The sequence below is a fragment of the Aquabacterium sp. genome, assembly GCF_036279655.1.
Taxonomy (GTDB): domain Bacteria; phylum Pseudomonadota; class Gammaproteobacteria; order Burkholderiales; family Burkholderiaceae_C; genus Aquabacterium.
Genome location: NZ_DASUIT010000074.1, coordinates 1 through 19199 on the forward strand (window position 1 = coordinate 1; position 19199 = coordinate 19199).

At 65.3% G+C, this 19199-nt stretch carries 17 protein-coding genes and 1 pseudogene; 15 read left to right on the top strand and 3 right to left on the bottom strand.

From position 1 onward, the window contains the following. From VFW84_RS08920 to VFW84_RS08955, 8 genes and pseudogenes are all read left to right on the top strand, one after another. Positions 1 to 234, top strand: a pseudogene (locus VFW84_RS08920) (ABC transporter ATP-binding protein); the annotation flags it as partial. A 183-nt stretch (positions 235 to 417) separates the two neighbouring features. Further along, positions 418 to 2511, top strand: coding sequence for a 3-hydroxyacyl-CoA dehydrogenase NAD-binding domain-containing protein (locus tag VFW84_RS08925; RefSeq protein WP_329680104.1), 2094 nt, complete (start codon positions 418 to 420; stop codon positions 2509 to 2511). Positions 2512 to 2626: 115 nt separating this feature from the next. Then, complete coding sequence (locus tag VFW84_RS08930) at positions 2627 to 4504, top strand: acyl-CoA dehydrogenase (protein ID WP_329680105.1); 1878 nt, start codon at positions 2627 to 2629, stop codon at positions 4502 to 4504. A gap of 15 nt (positions 4505 to 4519) precedes the next feature. Then, the gene (locus VFW84_RS08935) at positions 4520 to 4801 is read left to right on the top strand and encodes a Dabb family protein (protein ID WP_329680106.1); all 282 of its coding nucleotides are present in this window, start codon (positions 4520 to 4522) and stop codon (positions 4799 to 4801) included. A gap of 22 nt (positions 4802 to 4823) precedes the next feature. Further along, positions 4824 to 5621 carry an SDR family oxidoreductase gene (locus VFW84_RS08940; protein WP_329680107.1) on the top strand — a complete coding sequence of 266 codons (798 nt, stop codon included), beginning with the start codon at positions 4824 to 4826 and terminating at the stop codon, positions 5619 to 5621. 19 nt (positions 5622 to 5640) lie between these two features. After that, the gene (locus VFW84_RS08945) at positions 5641 to 6105 is read left to right on the top strand and encodes a PaaI family thioesterase (protein ID WP_329680108.1); all 465 of its coding nucleotides are present in this window, start codon (positions 5641 to 5643) and stop codon (positions 6103 to 6105) included. Positions 6106 to 6133: 28 nt separating this feature from the next. Further along, positions 6134 to 7162, top strand: a complete 1029-nt coding sequence (locus VFW84_RS08950) for an NADP-dependent oxidoreductase (RefSeq protein ID WP_329680109.1) — start codon at positions 6134 to 6136, stop codon at positions 7160 to 7162. Positions 7163 to 7178: 16 nt separating this feature from the next. Continuing rightward, a complete protein-coding gene (locus VFW84_RS08955) occupies positions 7179 to 8102 on the top strand; it encodes an SDR family oxidoreductase (protein ID WP_329680110.1) in 924 nt (307 codons plus the stop codon). A gap of 2 nt (positions 8103 to 8104) precedes the next feature. On the opposite strand, the gene rapZ is transcribed toward VFW84_RS08955, so the two are convergent. The 3 genes from rapZ to VFW84_RS08970 are packed head-to-tail and all read right to left on the bottom strand — an operon-like array spanning position 8105 to position 11651. Continuing rightward, positions 8105 to 9013 carry an RNase adapter RapZ gene (gene rapZ, locus VFW84_RS08960; protein WP_414638941.1) on the bottom strand — a complete coding sequence of 303 codons (909 nt, stop codon included), beginning with the start codon at positions 9011 to 9013 and terminating at the stop codon, positions 8105 to 8107. Continuing rightward, the gene (gene recN / locus VFW84_RS08965; protein ID WP_414638942.1) at positions 9010 to 10752 is read right to left on the bottom strand and encodes a DNA repair protein RecN; all 1743 of its coding nucleotides are present in this window, start codon (positions 10750 to 10752) and stop codon (positions 9010 to 9012) included. The genes rapZ and recN overlap by 4 nt, the downstream gene beginning before the upstream one ends. Next, on the bottom strand, positions 10752 to 11651 hold the full coding sequence (locus VFW84_RS08970) for an NAD kinase (protein ID WP_329680111.1): 900 nt from the start codon (positions 11649 to 11651) through the stop codon (positions 10752 to 10754). The genes recN and VFW84_RS08970 overlap by 1 nt, the downstream gene beginning before the upstream one ends. 59 nt (positions 11652 to 11710) lie before the next feature. Between VFW84_RS08970 and hrcA the strand changes: the two genes are divergently transcribed. The 7 genes from hrcA to VFW84_RS09005 all read left to right on the top strand — a co-directional run. After that, positions 11711 to 12727 (top strand): heat-inducible transcriptional repressor HrcA, encoded by a 1017-nt coding sequence (gene hrcA / locus VFW84_RS08975; RefSeq protein WP_329680112.1) that lies wholly within the window; start codon positions 11711 to 11713, stop codon positions 12725 to 12727. Positions 12728 to 12894: 167 nt separating this feature from the next. Further along, positions 12895 to 13212, top strand: coding sequence for a helix-turn-helix transcriptional regulator (locus VFW84_RS08980; RefSeq protein ID WP_329680113.1), 318 nt, complete (start codon positions 12895 to 12897; stop codon positions 13210 to 13212). Then, the gene (locus tag VFW84_RS08985; protein ID WP_329680114.1) at positions 13209 to 14504 is read left to right on the top strand and encodes a type II toxin-antitoxin system HipA family toxin; all 1296 of its coding nucleotides are present in this window, start codon (positions 13209 to 13211) and stop codon (positions 14502 to 14504) included. Before VFW84_RS08980 ends, VFW84_RS08985 begins: the two co-directional genes overlap by 4 nt. Before the next feature lie 39 nt (positions 14505 to 14543). Beyond that, entirely contained in the window at positions 14544 to 16616 is a 2073-nt protein-coding gene (locus VFW84_RS08990; protein WP_329680115.1) for an FAD-dependent oxidoreductase, read from the top strand. Positions 16617 to 16895: 279 nt separating this feature from the next. Beyond that, on the top strand, positions 16896 to 17894 hold the full coding sequence (locus VFW84_RS08995; protein ID WP_329680116.1) for a site-specific integrase: 999 nt from the start codon (positions 16896 to 16898) through the stop codon (positions 17892 to 17894). A 24-nt stretch (positions 17895 to 17918) separates the two neighbouring features. Then, positions 17919 to 18296, top strand: coding sequence for a hypothetical protein (locus tag VFW84_RS09000; RefSeq protein WP_329680117.1), 378 nt, complete (start codon positions 17919 to 17921; stop codon positions 18294 to 18296). A gap of 14 nt (positions 18297 to 18310) precedes the next feature. Continuing rightward, positions 18311 to 19199: hypothetical protein (locus VFW84_RS09005; RefSeq protein WP_329680118.1), on the top strand; the 889-nt coding region annotated here is incomplete at its 3' end.

Genomic DNA, 19199 nt, shown 5'->3' on the forward strand with positions numbered 1-19199 from the left:
ATTGACGAACCGACCGAAGGCCTGGCACCCAAGATCGTGGAGCTGGTGGGGCAGTACCTCAAGGAGCTGCAGAAGCGGGGCCTGGCCGTGTTGCTGGTGGAGCAAAAGCTCACCATCGCACTGGACATCTCCCAGCGCTGCTATGTCATGGGCCACGGCCAGGTGGTGTTCGAAGGCACACCGGACGAGTTGCGTGCCAATGACAATGTGCGTAAGGAATGGCTGGAAGTGTGATGTGCTGCGGCCCGTCCACCGTGCGCGCCTGACACGGTGGTGGATGTGAGATGACCCCTTCCGCCTGGCGGTATGGGGTCTTTTCTTTCGAACGTTGCAGGTGTTCTGCAACCGTGATTGAATTATTCTTACAATAAGCATTTTCAGATTCACTTTTCCCCCTTTTCACCAAGCGAGCGAGCTATGAGCACCTCCTACCAGGTCACCCACGGCGTGGCCGTCATCACGCTGGACAACCCCCCCGTCAATGGCCTCGGCCAGAGCACCCGCGCCGGCATCGTCGATGGCCTGGCTCAGGCCCAGGCGGATGCGGCCGTGCAGGCCGTGGTGCTCATCGGTGCCGGCAAGGTCTTCTGCGGTGGCGCTGACATCCGCGAGTTCGGCTCGCCCAAGGCCTTTGCGGCCCCGGGCCTGCACGATGTCATCCTGGCCCTGGAGGCCTCTGGCAAGCCTGTCGTCGCGGCCATCCATGGCGTGGTCATGGGTGGGGGTCTGGAGCTGGCGCTGGGCTGTCACTATCGCGTGGCCGTGCCCGGTACGCAGGTGGCCCTGCCGGAGGTGAATCTGGGCCTGGTGCCGGGCGCTGGCGGGACGCAGCGCCTGCCCCGCGTGGTGGGTGTCGAGGCCGCTCTGCAGATGATCACCACCGGCGCATCGGTGCCTGCCGAGAAACTGGCCAAGGCGCCCGGGCAAAAGCTGTTCGACCGCATCGTCGACGGTGACCTGCTGGCGGCGGCCGTGTCTTTCGCCCAGGACATCGCGGCCGTGCGGCCGCTGCCCACGGTGCGTGATCTGGCCGTGGCCGCACCGGCCGATCCCGAGTTCTTCAAGCAGGCCCGCGCCGACCTGGCCAAGTCCCGGCGCAACCTGGAGGCGCCGCAGCGCTGTGTCGACTGCGTGGAAGCCGCTGTCACACAGAGCCTGGACGATGGCATCGCCTTTGAGCGTGATGTGTTCACCAAGCTCGTGGCGGGCGATCAGTCCCGCGCCTTGCGTCACGCCTTCTTTGGCGAGCGCGCGGCCAGCAAGATTCCCGATGTGCCTGACAGCACCCCGCTGCGCAAGATCGAGAAGGTCGCCGTGATCGGTGCCGGCACCATGGGTGGCGGCATCACCATGTGCTTCCTCAACGCCGGCGTGCCCGTGACCTTGCTGGAGATGAAGCAGGAAGCCATCGACCGCGGTGTGGGCATCATCCGCAAGAATTACGAGGCTCAGGTGGCCAAGGGCAAGCTGGCCCAGGACAAGTACGAGGCCCGCATGGCCCTGCTGAGCACCACCCTGAGCTATGACGACATCGCCCAGGCCGACATGGTCATCGAGGCCGTGTTCGAGGACTTTGGTGTCAAGTCGCAGGTCTTTGCCAAGCTGGATCAGGTGATGAAGCCCGGTGCCATCCTGGCCTCCAACACCTCCACGCTGGATGTGGACAAGATCGCCGAAGTGACCCAGCGCCCCAGCGATGTGGTGGGTCTGCACTTCTTCAGCCCGGCCAATGTGATGCGCCTGCTGGAAGTGGTGCGCAGCAAGCACACGGCCAAGGACGTCATGGCCACCGTGATGGCCGTGGCCAAGAAGATCAAGAAGGTCGCCGTGGTCTCGGGCGTGTGCGATGGCTTCATCGGCAACCGCATGTTTGAGCAGTACGTGCGCCAGAGCTTTGCTTTGCTGGAAGAGGGTGCCTCCGTGCCCCAGGTGGACAAGGCCGCTGAAGCCTTTGGCTTTGCCATGGGGCCTTTCCGCGTGGGTGATCTGGCCGGCAACGACATCGGCTTTGCCATCCGCAAGCGCCGTCGCCTGGAGCAGCCCGATGTGGAGTACAGCCCGGTGGGCGATGCCATCTGCGAACTCGGTCGTTTTGGCCAGAAGGTCGGCAAGGGCTGGTACGACTATGAAGCGGGCAAGCGTGAGCCTGTGCCCTCGGCCGAGGTGCAGGCCTGCATCGACAAGGTGCGTCTTGAGAAGGGCATCACGCCGCGCGCCATCAGCGACGAGGAGATCGTGCAGCGTCTGGTGCTGGCCATGGTCAACGAGGGCGCCAAGATCCTGGAAGAGGGCATCGCCTCCAAGGCCTCGGACATCGACATGGTCTACCTGACCGGCTATGGCTTCCCGCTCTACCGCGGTGGCCCCATGCTGTATGCCGACATGATCGGCCTGCCCAAGGTGGTCGAGCTGATGAAGGGTTTTGCCGGCCAGCCAGGGGGCGACAGTGCCTTCTGGACGCCGGCGCCGCGCCTGGCCCGTCTGGCGGCCGAGGGCAAGACCTTCAACTGACGCCGTGACATGATCGATCCTTGATCATCGACAAGACAGCCCAGCCCGTGCCGAGTGCCCGGCTGGGCTTTTTTTCTGCTGCCACACGCTCTGTTTGACAGAAAGACCGCGCCCCATGACCCACCGCGCCACCATCGACTTCCTGCTGTACGACTGGCTCCAGGCCGAAGCCCTGTGTCAGCGTGAGCGCCACACCGAGCACAGCCGCGAGACCTTCGAGGCCGTGCTGGACCTGAGCGACAAGATCGCCCGCGAACAGTTCGCTCCCCTCAACCGCCTGGTCGATGTGCAGGAGCCCGAGTTCGACGGCAGCACCGTACACCTGCCCAAGGAAACACCGGTGGCCCTGCAGGCCTTCAATGAGGCGGGCCTGATGGCTGCCAGCAAGGATGCCGACATCGGGGGGATGCAGTTGCCCACCGTGGTCGAGATCGCCTCGATGAGCTTTTTCTACAAGGCCAGTGTGGCCCTGGCGGCCTACCCCATGCTCACGCGGGGCAATGCCAACACCATCCTGGCGCATGGCACCCCCCGGCAGATCGAGGTGTTTGCGCGTGGGGGCTTTGAGGGCCGCACCTTTGGCACCATGTGCCTGAGCGAGCCGCAGGCGGGCTCCAGCCTGTCGGACATCGCCACGCGCGCGGTGCCCGATATGGCGGGCGATGGCCTGGGCCCGGCCGACTGGGCCGCCGATCCGCTGGGGCCGCGCTACCGCCTCACGGGCCACAAGATGTGGATCTCGGGCGGCGAGCACGAGATGGGCGAGAACATCGTCCACCTGGTGCTGGCCAAGATCCCGGGCGAAGACGGCAAGCCTGTGCCCGGTGTCAAGGGCATCTCGCTGTTCATCGTGCCGCGCAAGCTGGTGCGCGACGATGGCCGCATCACCGATCAGCGCAACGATGTGGCCCTGGCCGGGCTCAACCACAAGTGCGGCTACCGCGGCACCGTCAACACCTTGCTGAACTTTGGCGAGGGCAAGTTCCCGGTCAACGGCCAGGCCGGTGCGGTGGGCTACCTGATCGGCAAGCAGGGTGAGGGTCTCAAGTGCATGTTCACGCTCATGAACGAGGCCCGCATCAGCGTGGGCCTGGGCGCGACCATGCTGGGGTATGCGGGTTATGAAGCCTCGCTCGATTATGCGAAGCAGCGCCCGCAAGGCCGCCACATGGGTGCAGGGGGCAAGGACCACAGCGCCCCGCAGATCCCCATCATCGAGCACACCGATGTCAAGCGCATGCTGCTGATGCAAAAGGCCGTCTCCGAGGGCGGCCTGGCCTTGGGCCTGCTGTGCGCCCAACTGGTGGACGATGAGTACACCGGCACGCCCGAGCAGGCGGACAAAGCCCGCCTGCTGCTGGAGCTGCTTACCCCGATCGCCAAGAGCTGGCCCAGCGAGTGGGCGCAGGAGGCCAACAGCCTGGCCATCCAGATCCTGGGCGGCTATGGCTACACGCGCGATTTCCCGGTCGAGCAGTACTGGCGCGACAACCGCCTCAACATGATCCACGAAGGCACCCACGGCATCCAGGGTCTGGACCTGCTGGGCCGCAAGGTGGTCATGAACGGTGGCCAGGCCCTGGCCGTGCTGGCCGAGCGCATCAACGAGACCATCCAGAAGGCCGGTCAGGTCGATGGCCTGGCGGTGCAGGGCCATGCCCTGGCCGAGGCCTTGCAGAAGATCGGCCAGGCGACCAAGGCGGCTTGGGCGACGGGCGTGCCTGAAGAGGCTCTGGCCAATGCCACGCCTTATCTGCAGGCCTTCGGGCACACCGTGCTGGCCTGGATCTGGCTGGAGCTGGGCCTGGCCGCGAAGGCCGCACAAGCCCGTGGCGAGTGGGACAAGGGCCCCCTGGGCGCGGGCTTCCTGCAAGGCAAACTGGCCACCGTGGATTACTTCTTCAACTTCGAGCTGCCCAAGATCGACGCCTGGCTGGGCGTGGTGGCTCGCCGCGACATGACCTGCGCCCAGGCGCAGGCCGACTGGTTCTAAAGGACACCCCTCATCATGATCCGACACATCGTCATGTTCACCCTCAAGGACCCGGCCAACGCGCCCAAGGTCAAGGAACTGCTGGACAGCTGCAAGGCCCTGGTGCCCGGCATCCATGAGTTCGATGTCGGCATCCGCACCGAAGGCCTGGAGGCCAATGCCGATGTGGTGCTGGTTTCCACCTTCGCCGATGCCGCTGCCCTGGCGGCGTACCAGCCCCATCCGCACCACCAGGGGGTGGTGGCCCAGATCCGCGAGATGGCGGCCGGGCGTCAGGTGATCGACTACCACTGCTGAACCGCATCCACCCGGAGTGAACATGAGCACCCCCCGCACCGTTCAACAATTGTTTGACCTGAAGGGCCGCACCGCCCTGATCACCGGCGGATCGCGCGGCCTGGGCCTGCAGATGGCCCATGCCCTGGGCGAGGCCGGTGCCAAGATCGTCATCAGCTCCCGCAAGGCCGCCGATCTGGAAGAGGCCGTGCAAGTGCTGCAGGATGCCGGCATCGACGCCCGCTGGGTGGCCGCCGACGCCGGCAAGCCCGAGGACATCGACCGCCTGGTCGGTGACACCCTGGAGCGCGTGGGCGACATCGACATCCTGATCAACAACGCAGGCGCCACCTGGGGCGCCCCCGCCCAGGACCACCCGCTGGAGGCCTGGGACAAGGTCATGAACCTCAATGTGCGTGGCTACTTCCTGCTGGCGCAGGCCGTGGCCAAACGCAGCATGATCGCCCGCAAGAAGGGGCGCATCATCAATGTGGCGTCCATCGCCGGTCTGGGCGGCAACCCGCCCTTCATGCAGACCATTGCCTACAACACCAGCAAGGGCGCGGTGGTCAACTTCACGCGGGCCCTGGCCTGCGAGTGGGGGCACCTGGGCATCAATGTCAACGCCATTGCGCCGGGCTTCTTTCCCAGCAAGATGACGCAGGGCTTTTTGGGCATGGTGGGCGAGGAGAACATCGCCAAGCACGCGCCCCTGCTGCGTGTGGGCGATGACGAGGACCTCAAGGGCGCCACGCTGCTGCTGGCCTCGGATGCCGGCAAGCACATCACCGGCCAGATCCTGGCCGTCGATGGTGGGGTCAGCGCCCTGACCGGCGGCTGATCAGGCTCGGGGCGCGCTCATGTCCATCCCCTTCACGGTCCGCATCCCCTTCATCGAGCAGATTGGCTGCACGCTGGAGCGCTTTGACGGCGGCCATGCCGAGATCGTGCTCGTGCTCGATGACAGCCATACCAACTCCTTTGGCGTGGCCCATGGGGGCCTGCTGATGACCTTGCTGGACGTGGCCATGGCCCATGCGGCCCGCAGCCTGCGGCTCGATGCCCAGGGCAAGGGCCCGGGCGTGGTCACCATCGAGATGAAAACCAACTTCATGCGCCCCGGGCTGGGGCGCATCCGGGCCCAGGGCAGCGTGATGCATACCACGGCGTCACTGGCCTTCTGCGAGGGCCGTGTCCTCGATGAGAAGGATCAGCTCTGCGCCCATGCCACAGCCACCTTCAAGTTCCTGCGTGCGGTGCCCGTTTCACGGCGCGACGTGCGCCCCCTGACCGAGTCCCCTTTGCAGGGCTCGGGCTCCGATTGACCTTCCTATCCGCTGAAGGATCTTCATCATGACAACCCTCAATCACCAATGGGTGCTGGCCTCTCGTCCCCAGGGCGAGGTCACGCCTGACAACTTCCGTCTGGTCGAGGCGCCGGTGCCCGCGGCCGATCAACTGGCCGACGGCCAGGTCGTGGTGCGCCACCACTATCTGTCGCTCGACCCGTATATGCGTGGCCGCATGAACGACAGCAAGAGCTACGCCGAACCCCAGCCCCTGGGGCAGGTCATGATCGGTGGCACGGTGGGCGAGGTCATGGCCAGCAAGCACCCCAGGTTTGCGGTGGGCGACAAGGTGCTGGGCATGGGCGGCTGGCAGGAGGTGTCCGTGATGGATGCCAACGTGCGCGGCGCGCTCACCAAGGTCGACACCACCCACATCCCGCTGTCGGCCTACCTGGGCTCGGTGGGCATGCCGGGGGTCACGGCCTGGTACGGCCTCATCAAGATCATCGGGCCCAAGGCGGGCGAGACGGTGGTGGTCAGCGCGGCCAGTGGGGCCGTGGGCAGCGTGGTGGGCCAGTTGGCCAAGGCCCGTGGCTGCCGCGTGGTGGGCGTGGCCGGTGGGGCCGACAAGTGTCAGTACGTGGTGGATGAACTGGGCTTTGATGCCTGCATCGACTACAAGGCGCACCCCGATCCCAAGAGCTTCTATGCGGCGCTCAAGGCCGCCACGCCCCAGGGCATCGATGGCTATTTCGAGAACGTGGGCGGCATGATCCTGGATGCCGTGCTGCTGCGCATGAACGCCTTTGGCCGCATCGCCATGTGCGGGATGATCGCGGGCTATGAAGGGCAGCCCACGCCGATGCAGAACCCGGCGCTGATCCTGGTCAACCGCCTCAAGGTCGAGGGCTTCATCGTCAGCGAGCACCCCGAGGTCTGGCCTGAGGCCACCAAGGAACTGGGCACCCTGGTGGCCACCGGCCAGATGAAGTTCCGCGAGTCCATCGCACAGGGTTTGAGCAGTGCCCCTGAGGCGTTCATGGGGCTGCTCAAGGGCAAGAATTTTGGCAAGCAGCTGGTCAAGCTGATCTGAAGAAGAGGTGACGACGATGAGTTTTCTGAATCTGCAAGCCGGCCACACGGCCGTCATCACCGGGGCGGGCAGCGGCTTCGGTCTGGAGCTGGCACGCCTGGGGGCTGCGCGGGGGCTGAACCTGGTGCTGACCGATGTGCAGGACGACGCGCTCGATGCCGTGGTGTCCGAGCTGAGTCAGACCGGGGCGTCGGTGGCCGCCCTGCGCGGTGATGTGTCCCGCGCCGAGGACATCCAGGCGCTGGCTGATCTGTGCATGGAGCGCTTTGGTGCGCCCAATCTGGTGGTTAACAACGCGGGCGTGGCCAGCGGTGGCCTGATCTGGGAGCAGTCCCTGCGGGACTGGGACTGGGTGCTGGGCGTCAACCTCTATGGCGTCATCCATGGGGTGCACACCTTCACGCCCCTGATGCTCGATGCCGCGCGCAAGGATCCGAACTGGCGCGGTCACATCGTCAACGTGGCCTCGATGGCGGGCCTGCTCAATGCCCCGAACATGGGGGCCTACAACGTCAGCAAGCATGCGGTCGTCAGCCTGACCGAGACCCTGTATCAGGATCTGGCCCTGGTGACCGAGCAGGTGCGGGCTTCGGTGCTGTGCCCTTATTTCGTGCCCACGGGCATCCACCAGTCGCACCGCAACCGCCCGGCAGAGCTGGCATCCCAGGGCAAGCCCACGGCCAGCCAGATGATCGCCCAGGCCATGAGCACCAAGGCCGTGACCTCGGGCAAGGTGACGGCTGCCGATGTGGCCGCCATCGTGTTCGACGGCGTGGCGCAGGCACAGTTCTACCTCTACACGCATCCCAAGGCGCTGGGCATGGTGCAGACACGGCTGGAGGATGTGGTGCAGGGACGCAACCCCACCGACCCCTTCGAGGGCAAGCCCGAGATCGGTGATCAGCTCAGGCAGGCCTTGCGCGCAGCCTTGAACGGCTGAAGTTAGCGGCCGTCTTGTTCGCGGTGCCGCTTGAGCACGGTCTCACGGCCCGCGAAGCGCCGCACCAGTTGCTCGACGCAGTAGACCGAGCGGTGCTGGCCGCCCGTGCAGCCAATGGCCACGGTGACATAGCTGCGCTGATCGTTTTCCAGCGCGGGCAGCCAGCGCAGCAGGAAGGCCTCGATCTGGGCGATCAGCTCGCCCGCTTCCGGCTGGGCCGCCAGGTAGTCGATCACCGGCTCATCGCGCCCCGTCAAGGGCCGCAGCTCCTTGATGTAGTAGGGGTTGGGCAGCATGCGCGAGTCGAAGACGAAGTCCGCATCCAGAGGCACCCCGTGCTTGTAGGCAAAGGACTGGAAGACCAGGGTCAGACGCGAGGGCAGGGCCTGCACCATGTGGCGCACCCAGGTGCGCAGTTGCGCCGGGCGCAGCAAGGTGGTGTCGATCACCGAGGAGCGCTCGCGCAAGGGCGCCAGCAACTCACGCTCCAGCTCGATGGTTTCCAGCAAGGCCTGGGCATTGCCGTCTTCCAGCGGGGTGGGGGCGGTGTGTCCTTCGGCATTGCGCAGCTTGAGCAGGGGGTGGGGGCGGCGCGTCTCTGAGAAGCGCCGCACCAGGGCCTCATCGCTGGCGTCCAGAAAGAGCGGGCGGATCTGCACGCCTTCGGCGCTGAGGGTGTCGAGCACCGGCAGCAGTTGCGGCAGCGAGGTCGCGCTGCGCGCATCGACGGCAATGGCCAGCCGGCGGCCGTCGTCTTCGGCGGGGCGCTCGCGCTCCAGGGCAATCAGTTGGGGCAGCAGCTCCGGGGGCAGGTTGTCCACGCAGTAGTAGCCAGCGTCTTCCAGGGCGTTGAGGGCCACGGACTTGCCGGAGCCCGACATGCCGGTGAGCACGACGATGTCTAGCTTCATGCGGCTTCCTTGCGGCGCCCGCTGGTGCTGCGCGGGCGACTGGTGGGCGGCTCGGCCGCTCGGGCATGGGCCTGCGCCAGCATGTGCTGTGCATGGGCGCGGCTGGTGTCGGTGATGGCACCACCCAGCATGCGGGCCACTTCCTGGATGCGCTCGTCGCCGTCCACGCCGCGGATGTCGCTGCTGGTCTGGCCGTCGCGCAGGGCCTTGCTGACCACCAGATGGTGGTGGGCACTGGCGGCCACCTGGGCCAGGTGGGTCACGGCCAGCACCTGGCGGTCATCGCCCAGGCGCTGCATGAGCCGCCCGACGGTGTCGGCCACCTGACCGCCCACGCCGGAATCGATCTCGTCAAAGATGAGGGTGCCGGTCTGGGTGTCCGTGTCCTCGCGCTGGGAGGTGGTCACGGCAATGGCCAGGGCCAGGCGTGAGAGTTCGCCCCCCGAGGCCACCTTGCCCAGGGGGCGTGGCGTGCTGCCGGCGTGCCCGGCCACCAGGAACTCGATGGACTCCAGGCCAAAGGCCTGCGGCTCGCTTTGCGGCGTCAGGGCCACCTCGAAGCGGCCCCCGGCCATGCCCAGATCCTGCATGGCGGCCGTGACGGCCTGGGCCAGCCGGGGGGCGGCCTGGGCGCGTTGCCGCGACACGACCTGCGCCACCTGTCGCCAGGCGCTGTCGGCCTGGGCAGCGGCGCGCTCCAGCCCTTCCAGGTCGGTGGCGGCGTCCAGCTCGGCCAGTTCGGCCTTCCAGGCCTGCATCACGGCGGGCAGTTCATCGGCGCTGTGGCGATAGCGACGCGCCAGGCCCATCCAGGTGGCCAGGCGCTGATCCAGCTCGTTCAGGCGGTCCGGGTCCAGCTCGGTGTGGCGCAAGGCGGCATTGAGGCTGTGGGCGGCATCCTGCAACTGCGCCTGCGCGCTGCGCAGCACCTCCAGGGCGTTGGCCAGATGGGGCTCGACACTGGCCACGTCTTCCAGCGCGTCGATGGCGCGCGAGGTCAGGCTGTCGGCGTTGTCATCGGCCTCGGACACGGCGTTGAGGGCCAACTGGGCCGCATCCAGGATGGCCTGACCATGGGCCAGGCGCTGGTGCTCGGCATTGAGCTCGGCCCACTCATCGGCGCCCGGGTTGAGCTTGTCGAGTTCACCGATCTGCCATTGCAGGCGCTCGCGCTCGCGCTCCAGATCGGCCTGGCGGGTCCGGGCGTCGTCCAGGCGGCGCTGGGCGTCGCGGCGGGCCACCCAGGCGGTCTGCAGGGCGCTGGTGTCCACGCCCGCCTGGGCATCGACCAGGGCGCGCACCGAATCGGCTCGCGTCAGGCTCTGCCAGGCATGCTGGCCGTGGATGTCCACCAGGTGCTCGCCCAGCTCGCGCAGTTGCGCCACGGTGGCGGTGCCGCCGTTGATCCAGGCGCGGCTCTTGCCCTGGGCATCGACCACACGGCGCAGCAGCAGGCCGCCCGTGGCCTCGATGGTGTCAAAGCCGGCTTCTTCCAGCCAGGGGGCCAGGCGCGCAGCCAGCGCGGCGGTGGGCTCGAACTCGGCGGTGATGTCGGCACGCGGGGCGCCTTCACGCACCACGCCCACATCTGCCCGGCTGCCCAGCGCCAGTTGCAGCGCATCGATCAGGATGGACTTGCCCGCCCCGGTCTCGCCGGTCAGGGCCGTGAACCCCTTGCCCAGATCCACTTCCAGGGCCGTGACGATCACGAAGTCTCGCAAGGTCAGGCGGCGCAGCATCAACTCACTCCTTCGTTCCAGCGCAGCTTGCGGCGCAGGGTGGCGTAGTAGTTCCAGCCCGTGGGGTGCAGGAAACGCACCCGGTAGGCCGAGCGGCGCACGGTGACGCGGTCACCGTGCAACAGGGAGGCCAGGCTCTGCATGTCGAAGTTCATGCTCGCATCCTTGCCGGCCACGATCTCGATGGTGATGGTGCCGCAGTCAGACACCACCAGCGGCCGGTTGGACAGGGTGTGCGAGGCAATGGGCACCATCACCCAGCCCTTGAGACCGGGGTGCAGGATGGGGCCACCGGCTGACAGGGCATAGGCGGTCGACCCCGTGGGGGACGACACGATCAGGCCGTCCGCACGGTAGTTGGCCACGAACTGGCCATCGATCTCGGCGCGCAGCTCGACCATGCTGGCCGTGGCGCCGCGGCTGACCACCACTTCATTGATGGCAAAGCCTTCGTAGATGACTTCCAGGCTGCCGTCACGCTGCGGGCGCAGCACGGCGCCCTCCAGCATGGCGCGCTGCTCTTCCTCGAACTGGCCGCTGAGGATGGAGGGCAGGGCCGTGGCCATGTCCTTGTGCTGGATGTCTGTGATGAAGCCCAGCCGCCCCTGGTTGATCCCGATGAGCGGGATGTCGAAAGGTGCCAGTTCGCGGGCGATGGCCAGCATGGTGCCATCCCCCCCCACGACCACGGCAACATCGCACTGCTTGCCGATGTCCTGGATGGACAGGGCAGGGTAGTCGGTCATGCCGGTGTTGTGGGCGGTCTCGATTTCGAGGGACACATCCAGGCCCGTGCGCGCCAGGATGTGCGCCACGTCCTCCAGCACCGGGCGGATGCCTCGGGCGTGGTATTTGCCGATCAGGGCGGCATGGCGAAAACGGCAGGGCGGTTGCGGCATGTCTGGAATTACACCACAGCACCATGTCGCCATGGACACGCTCTAAAATGGGATGAATCATGCTGGACGACCGAGCCAAAATCCTGTTGAAAGCGCTGGTCGAGCGCTACATCGCCGACGGGCAGCCCGTGGGCTCGCGCACGCTCTCCAAGGCCTCGGGCCTGGAGCTGTCGGCGGCCACCATCCGCAATGTGATGGCCGACCTGGAAGACCTGGGCCTCATCGTCAGCCCCCACACCTCGGCGGGCCGCGTGCCCACCGCCAAGGGCTACCGCCTGTTTGTGGACACCATGCTCACGGTGCGGCCCACTCACCTGGACGAACTGGCCTTGGGCGCGCGCGACCTGCAGCCCGACCAGCCCCAGCGCGTGATCGCCAGCGCGGCGCACATGCTCTCCAGCCTGTCGCAGTTTGTCGGAGTGGTCACCTCGCCCCGCAAGGCTTCGGTGTTCCGCCATGTCGAGTTTCTGCGCCTGGGTGACAAGCGCGTGCTGGTGATCCTGGTGGCGGCCGATGGCGACGTGCAGAACCGCGTGATCTTCACGGCGCAGGACTACAGCCAGTCTCAACTGGTCGAGGCCAGCAACATCCTCAACGAGCATTACTCGGGCTTGTCCATCGAGGCCATGCGCGAGCGCCTGCGCTCGGACGTGGACCAGCTGCGCTCCGACATCGCGGCCCTGATGAACGCCGCCGTGCAGGCGGGCGGCGAGGCCATGACCGAGAGCAGCGAGCAACTGGTGGTGGCTGGCGAGCGCAATCTGTTGACGGTGCAGGATTTCTCCAGCGATCTGGGCTCGCTGCGCCGCCTGTTCGATCTGTTCGAGCAAAAGACCCAGCTCATGCGCCTGCTGGACGGCTCCAGCCGCGCCGACGGGGTGCAGATCTACATCGGTGGCGAGAGCCAGGTGGTGCCCTATGAGGAGCTGTCCGTGGTGTCGGCCCCCTACGAGATCGATGGCCGCGTGGTCGGCACGCTGGGTGTGATCGGCCCCACCCGCATGGCCTACGACCGCATGATCGAGATCGTGGACATCACGTCGCGGCTCGTGAGCAACGCACTCAGCCAGAAGTAGTCTGGGTGATTGTTGCTTGAATCAAGCGGCATAAAATTGCCTATTGTTGGATTTTCAATCACTTAAAAGGCTCTTTTACGCCTTTTGTTGATGTTTTGTTATTAATGGCCCTTTATCTGCCTTTTGATGGCTATACTGGCTTCAAAGAGGCATGAAAAGGGCGATTGATGATGGTTTTTGATGAGACCACCGAGGAGATGATGGTCGCCGTGGGCGAGCAGTTGCGCGCCTTGCGGGTCAGCCGAAACATCGACCAGAAGACCCTGGCCGAGCGGGCGGGCGTGAGCTTGCGGGCCCTGCGCAATCTGGAGGGCGGCCAAGGCTCCACCCTGCACACTCTGGTCTGTGTGGTGCGGGCCCTGGGGCGGCAGGACTGGCTTCGCACCGTGGGCCCTGTGGCCACCATCAACCCGCTGATGCTCAACCGGGCGGTCGAGCCCCGCCAGCGGGCCAGCAAACCACGCATCGCTCGGGGCAAGGCATGAACACGCGTGTCCGCTACAAGAGCGTCAACCTGGTCAATGTCTACCTGTGGGATCTGCACATGGGTGCGGTGGCCCTGGATCCGACCTACGGCTACTACGCCTTTGCCTACACGCCCGAGTTCCGCGCCAGCGGGATCGAACCCTCCCCCCTGCACATGCCCGCCAGCAGCGAGGCGGTCTACCTGTTCACCGACCTGCCCGAGGCCACCTACAAACGCCTGCCCGCCCTGCTGAGCGACGCCTTGCCGGACGACTTCGGCAATGCGCTGATCAACCGCTACATGGCTGACAAGGGCATCTCGGCAGCCCAGGTCACGGCGCTGGACCGCCTGGCCTACATGAGCGCGCGTGGCATGGGGGCCCTGACCTTCAAACCCAGCCGCGGGCCGGCGACACACAAGCCCACGGCCATCGTGCTGGGCCAACTGGTCGAAGAGGCACGCAAGGCCGTCAATGGCCTCATCGACAGCGAGGACCACGCCAACGCCGCACTGCGTAGCATCATCGAGGTGGGCACCTCGGCGGGCGGCGCACGCGCCAAGGCGGTGATCGCCCTGAACCCCGCCACCAACGAACTGCTGGCCGGGCAGCTCCATGCGCCCGAGGGCTACGAGCACTGGCTGCTCAAGTTCGATGGCATGGGGCCCGACAGCGAACTGGGCGCCTCGCAGGACTATGGCCGCATCGAGTTTGCCTACCACCTGATGGCCCGCGCGGCGGGCATCCACATGATGGACTGCCGCCTGCTGAAGGAAAACGGCCGGGCCCACTTCATGACCCGCCGCTTCGACCGCGAGGCCGGGGGCGTGCGCCACCACATGCAGACGCTGTGTGCGATGGACCATGTCGACTACAAGAAGAAGGGCACCAACGCCTACTCGCAGCTTTTTCAGGTCATCCGCCAACTGGGCCTGCCGTATGAGGACATGGAGGAGGCGTTCCGCCGCATGGTCTTCAATGTGATGGCCCGCAACTGCGATGACCACAGCAAGAACTTCTCTTTTGTGCTCAAGCGCGGGCAGGGCTGGGCGCTGGCGCCGGCCTATGACGTGACCTTTGCCCACAACCCCCAGGGCGAGTGGACGCACCAGCACCTGATGTCGGTGAACGGCAAGTTCAAGGGCATCACGCAGGACGACCTGCTGGCCGAAGCCGATCGACGTGGCATTGGCACCGCCCGGCGGGTCATCGAGCAGGTGAGGGCGGCCGTGCGGGGCTGGCACCAGTACGCGGAGGCGGCCGGTGTGGCGGAGTCGCAGACCCGCGACATTGAGGCCCTGCTGCTGCCCTGAGACGCCACTCCCCGCCAGACACCCCCCATCTGAAACACCATGACATCCCCATCGCAGCCCGGCTCATCGCCCTACCCCCATCTGCTCCAGCCCCTGGATCTGGGCTTCACCACGCTCAAGAACCGCGTGTTGATGGGGTCCATGCACACCGGTCTGGAAGACGGCCGAGACCTGAGCAAGCTGGCGGCCTACTTCCGTGAGCGCGCAGAAGGTGGTGTCGGCCTGATCGTCACGGGCGGCTTCTCGCCCAATATGGCCGGATGGGTCAAACCGCTGGCGGGCCGCATGAGCACGGCCTCTTCAGCCCAACGGCATCGGGTGGTCAGCCGCGCCGTGCACGATGCGGGCGGCAAGATTGCCATGCAGATCCTGCATGCGGGGCGCTACGCCTACCATCCCTTTGCTGTGGCGCCTTCTCGCATCAAGTCGCCCATCTCGCCGTTCACCCCCTTCGAGCTGTCGGCCGCAGGGGTGGAGCGCCAGATCAAGGCCTTCGTCAACAGTGCCGTGCGCGCCCGGGAGGCGGGCTACGACGGCGTGGAGATCATGGGGTCCGAGGGCTACTTCATCAACGAGTTTCTGGCGCGGCACACCAACCACCGCACCGATGCCTGGGGTGGGGACCATCGCCAGCGCATGCGCCTGCCCATCGAAATCGTGCAGCGCACCCGTGAGGCCGTGGGACACGACTTCATCCTCATCTACCGGCTCTCCATGATCGATCTGGTGCCGGGTGGCAACTCCTGGGACGAGGTGCGAGAACTCGGGGTGGCGATCGCCAAGGCCGGTGCCACCCTCATCAACACCGGCATCGGCTGGCACGAGGCCCGCGTGCCGACGATCGCCACCAGTGTGCCGCGTGCGGCCTTCGCCTGGGTCACGGCCAAACTCAAGCAGGACTTTGCGGCGGCGGGCATCGACATCCCGCTGATCACCTCCAACCGCATCAACACCCCGGAGGTCGCCGAGCAGGTGCTGGCCGATGGCTGCGCCGACATGGTCTCCATGGCCAGGCCCTTGCTGGCTGATTCACACTTTGTGGCCAAGGCCATGGCCGGGCGTGCCGATGAGATCAACACCTGCATCGCCTGCAACCAGGCCTGCCTGGATCATGTGTTCAAGAACCAGCTCTCCAGTTGCCTGGTCAATCCGCGCGCTTGCCACGAGACCACATTGAACTTTCTGCCTGCCGCGCACCAGAAGCGCATCGCGGTGGTGGGCGCGGGCCCGTCCGGCATCACGGCAGCCACGCATCTGGCAGAGCGAGGGCACCGCGTTGAGCTGTTCGAGGCGGCCGGCGAGATCGGCGGGCAGCTCAACATGGCGCGCCGGGTGCCCGGCAAGGAGGAGTTCGATGAGATGCTGCGGCACTTCCGCAAGCGCATCGAGACCACCGGCGTGCAACTGAGACTCCACACGCGCGTGGACGCCGACGCGCTCGATGGTTTTGACGAGGTGATCGTGGCCACGGGTGTGAGCCCGCGCAACCCAAAGATCCCGGGCCAGGAACACCCCAAGGTCCTGAGCTACATCGACGTGCTGCATCACCACAAGCCCGTGGGCCAGAAGGTGGTGGTCATCGGCGCGGGCGGCATCGGCTTTGACGTGGCCGAGTACCTGGTGCACCACCCGGGCCACACGCCGACATCGCAGGATCTGGCGGCGTGGATGCAGGAGTGGGGCGTGAGTGATCCGGCGATCTCTCCCGGCGGCTTGCGCCCCGAGGGCCCGCAGCCCCTGCCTGCCGCGCGTGAGGTGGTGCTCTTGCAGCGCAAGGCGGGCAAGCTGGGCGCGGGCCTGGGCAAGACCACGGGCTGGATCCACCGCGCCGCGCTCAAGATGAAACACGTGAAGATGATCGGTGGCGTGAACTACGAGCGCATCGGCGACGAGGGCTTGCTGGTGACTCACGGAGACAAGCGCGAGAACCCGACCTGGATCGCGTGCGACACCGTGGTGCTGTGCGCGGGGCAAGTGCCGCAGCGCGAGCTGGCCGACGCCCTGAGGGCCCAGGGGCGGGCGGTGCATGTCATTGGTGGGGCGTTCGAGGCGGGTGAGCTGGATGCCAAGAAGGCCATTGATCAAGCGGCGCGTCTGGCGGCCAGGCTTTGATGCCGGACCGTCAACTGCCTGGCAGAGGGGCTGGCCAAGGCGGCCATGTAGAATCGCGCCCGTTCGGGCCGTTAGCTCAGTTGGTTAGAGCAGAGGACTCATAATCCTGCTGTCATTCGTCCGACGGGCGAAAACAGCTGGTGAAAACAGCTAGAAAAATCAAACACTTGGGTGCTGCCCAGGTTGTTCGGATCGGGCAAGCGATGCCGAATTAAGTTCGTTTGCCACGAAATTGCCACAGTTACAAACTGGCCGCGACTGTTCAACAGGAACTTTCGCATGGCAAGCATCAGCAAACGTGGCCGCTACTGGCGGGCCCAGATAGTTCGCAAGGGGTTCGCACCCCAATACAGAACCTTTGATACGACGGCCGAGGCAGGCGCCTGGGTGCGTGAGGCCGAGGCGGAGATGGATCGGGGTGTCTTCGTGCCCAGGCACGAAGCCGAGCAGACCACGCTGAGCGAGGCTCTGATCAGGTACCGCGATGAAGTGTCGCCGCGCAAAGGGCATCCCGAGTCCGACTACCAACGCGTCAGACATTGGCTCAAGCAACCCCTGGCGCACCGCTACCTCGCAAGCTTGCGTGGGGCCGACTTTGCGCAATACCGAGACCAGCGCCGCGCCATAGGCAGAGCTGAGAACACCATCCGGCTAGAGCTTGCCTTGGTCTCGCACCTGTTCGAGACCTGCCGGAAGGAGTGGGGCATGGAGTACCTCATGAACCCGCTCAAGAACATCCGCAAGCCGTCAGGCTCGCGTGAGCGAGATCGGCGACTCCACGCAGGGGAGTACGAGCTGATCCTCAACGAGTTAACCAAGTCCGAGAACCGCTTTGTGGCTCCGGCCTTCCAGCTCGCAGTCGAGACCAGCCTTCGCCAAAGTATGTTGTTCTCTCTGCGGTGGGAATGGCTCGACCTGGACAAGCGCGTGATCTTCGTGCCTGCTTCGTACCGCACGCACGGCAACAAGTGCGTGCCTGGTGCGGTGCCGCTTTCAACCAAAGCCGTCGAAGTCCTGAACGCCATTGGCCCCCGAGCTGACGGCCTGATTCTGGACACAACCAAGAACGCTGCACTGCTCGTTTGGAAACGGGTGATCAAGCGCTTGAAGCTGCAAAACCTCCGGTGGCATGACCTCCGGCATGAAGCGGCATCTCGGTTGTTCGAGAAGGGCCTACACCCATTGGAGGTGGCCACCATCACCGGCCACAAGAGCCTGACCATGCTGCGCCGCTACACGCACCTGCAGCCTGAGGACCTGGTTCGCAAACTGGGTTGATCAACTATGACCGGAGGTACATCGATGGAACCGAATGGCGGACACCCTCGCGAATTCAATGCAAACGATTTTCACGTGGTTCTGAAAAGCAATGCAGGCAACTTCCGCATGGTCAGCTGGCCGATTGCCATCTGCTCGCCTGAGATGGTGGTGCTACGACTGGAAAGTGGATTGCTGCCGATCCTGACGCATGGCCTGCCGACCAGAGGCTTTCTGCCGGTCGTCACACTTTGCAGCCTCGATAGGTTCAAGCAACTTGTCTGTGACGGTCATGTCCCCACGCGCAACCCGAAGCTCGGTAGCAGTGAGGCGGCACTCCAGGAATGGCTCGTTGATATCGACGCTTTTGCGGCGCAGCTACTGGCTGCTGACGAATTGAGGTCGGCCCGTAGGCCCATTTGAACGGGAGATGCAGCATGCAACCAAAGTCAATTCGCTTTGTCGGCCCCAATCACCTTGCTCGTTCCGACGAGGCAGCGCACGTGCTTGAAATTGCCGTTTCAGCCGTCTACGGATCACGTGCTGTCCTGGTGCTGCCCGGCGATGTCAAGGGAGCGATCAACCTGTTCAAACTATCGCCAGGCGTCTTTGACCGTTACCGGCCTGGCCATGTCAATGTGCACCTTTCATTAATTGACGACGTCGAGGCCGCTCATAGACGGCTTGTGAACTGGCTGGCCAGCGGATCAGAGGGCCTGATCAAGCTGTCTTCCGTATGCAAAGGTGCCTCGGCCAAAAGCAAAAAAATCACAGTGGACGGGGTGGTCTACCGACACGGAAAGTGGCGTGATGAGTACGCCAACGAAGAGCTCAAGTCTCATCAGTTGACAGTCCCGGCATCAATGATCAAGTATGTTGGCGATGACGCATACATGACCAGGTGGTACTTGATGAGGCTTGTCCATGAGCGCATCCTCTCCGGTGGAAGCTGGCCCGATGACATCGAAGGCGGCGTTTTCATGGAAAGTGATCTGCTCTGGGCTGAGTTGTTTGAGCCCTTCAAGCGCAGGCTGCAATCCATGGCTGCGGCCTACTCATTAGAGCGAGATGCTCAAAAGGCCCGAGACGAAGTGCTGCGCAAAACACAACTTGAGGCTGCGCGAGCGCGTCCGCCTCGACCTACAGCTGATCAGCGTGCCGCAACGAGGCAGCAGCAGAAAGCAGCCCGACTCGCAAGCCTGCCGGTGATACGTCCCGCCTGGATCGAGTGGGACGAGTCGATCGAAACCAAAGACGCGCGGGGCAACAAAAAGTTTGCCAAGGAGACGTTTCGTGATGAAGGTTGTGAGGTCCGGGTGTCTGGCC

Excerpts from the sequence above, each read along its gene's own strand:
- VFW84_RS08990 (WP_329680115.1), top strand. The coding sequence starts at position 14,544 with ATGACATCCCCATCGCAGCCCGGCTCATCGCCCTACCCCCATCTGCTC.
- VFW84_RS08995 (WP_329680116.1), top strand. The coding sequence starts at position 16,896 with ATGGCAAGCATCAGCAAACGTGGCCGCTACTGGCGGGCCCAGATAGTT.
- hrcA (WP_329680112.1), top strand. The coding sequence starts at position 11,711 with ATGCTGGACGACCGAGCCAAAATCCTGTTGAAAGCGCTGGTCGAGCGC.
- rapZ (WP_414638941.1), bottom strand. The coding sequence starts at position 9,013 with ATGAAGCTAGACATCGTCGTGCTCACCGGCATGTCGGGCTCCGGCAAG.
- VFW84_RS09000 (WP_329680117.1), top strand. The coding sequence starts at position 17,919 with ATGGAACCGAATGGCGGACACCCTCGCGAATTCAATGCAAACGATTTT.
- recN (WP_414638942.1), bottom strand. The coding sequence starts at position 10,752 with ATGCTGCGCCGCCTGACCTTGCGAGACTTCGTGATCGTCACGGCCCTG.
- VFW84_RS08940 (WP_329680107.1), top strand. The coding sequence starts at position 4,824 with ATGAGCACCCCCCGCACCGTTCAACAATTGTTTGACCTGAAGGGCCGC.
- VFW84_RS08950 (WP_329680109.1), top strand. The coding sequence starts at position 6,134 with ATGACAACCCTCAATCACCAATGGGTGCTGGCCTCTCGTCCCCAGGGC.
- VFW84_RS08925 (WP_329680104.1), top strand. The coding sequence starts at position 418 with ATGAGCACCTCCTACCAGGTCACCCACGGCGTGGCCGTCATCACGCTG.
- VFW84_RS08935 (WP_329680106.1), top strand. The coding sequence starts at position 4,520 with ATGATCCGACACATCGTCATGTTCACCCTCAAGGACCCGGCCAACGCG.
- VFW84_RS08930 (WP_329680105.1), top strand. The coding sequence starts at position 2,627 with ATGACCCACCGCGCCACCATCGACTTCCTGCTGTACGACTGGCTCCAG.
- VFW84_RS08980 (WP_329680113.1), top strand. The coding sequence starts at position 12,895 with ATGATGGTTTTTGATGAGACCACCGAGGAGATGATGGTCGCCGTGGGC.
- VFW84_RS08955 (WP_329680110.1), top strand. The coding sequence starts at position 7,179 with ATGAGTTTTCTGAATCTGCAAGCCGGCCACACGGCCGTCATCACCGGG.
- VFW84_RS08970 (WP_329680111.1), bottom strand. The coding sequence starts at position 11,651 with ATGCCGCAACCGCCCTGCCGTTTTCGCCATGCCGCCCTGATCGGCAAA.
- VFW84_RS08985 (WP_329680114.1), top strand. The coding sequence starts at position 13,209 with ATGAACACGCGTGTCCGCTACAAGAGCGTCAACCTGGTCAATGTCTAC.
- VFW84_RS08945 (WP_329680108.1), top strand. The coding sequence starts at position 5,641 with ATGTCCATCCCCTTCACGGTCCGCATCCCCTTCATCGAGCAGATTGGC.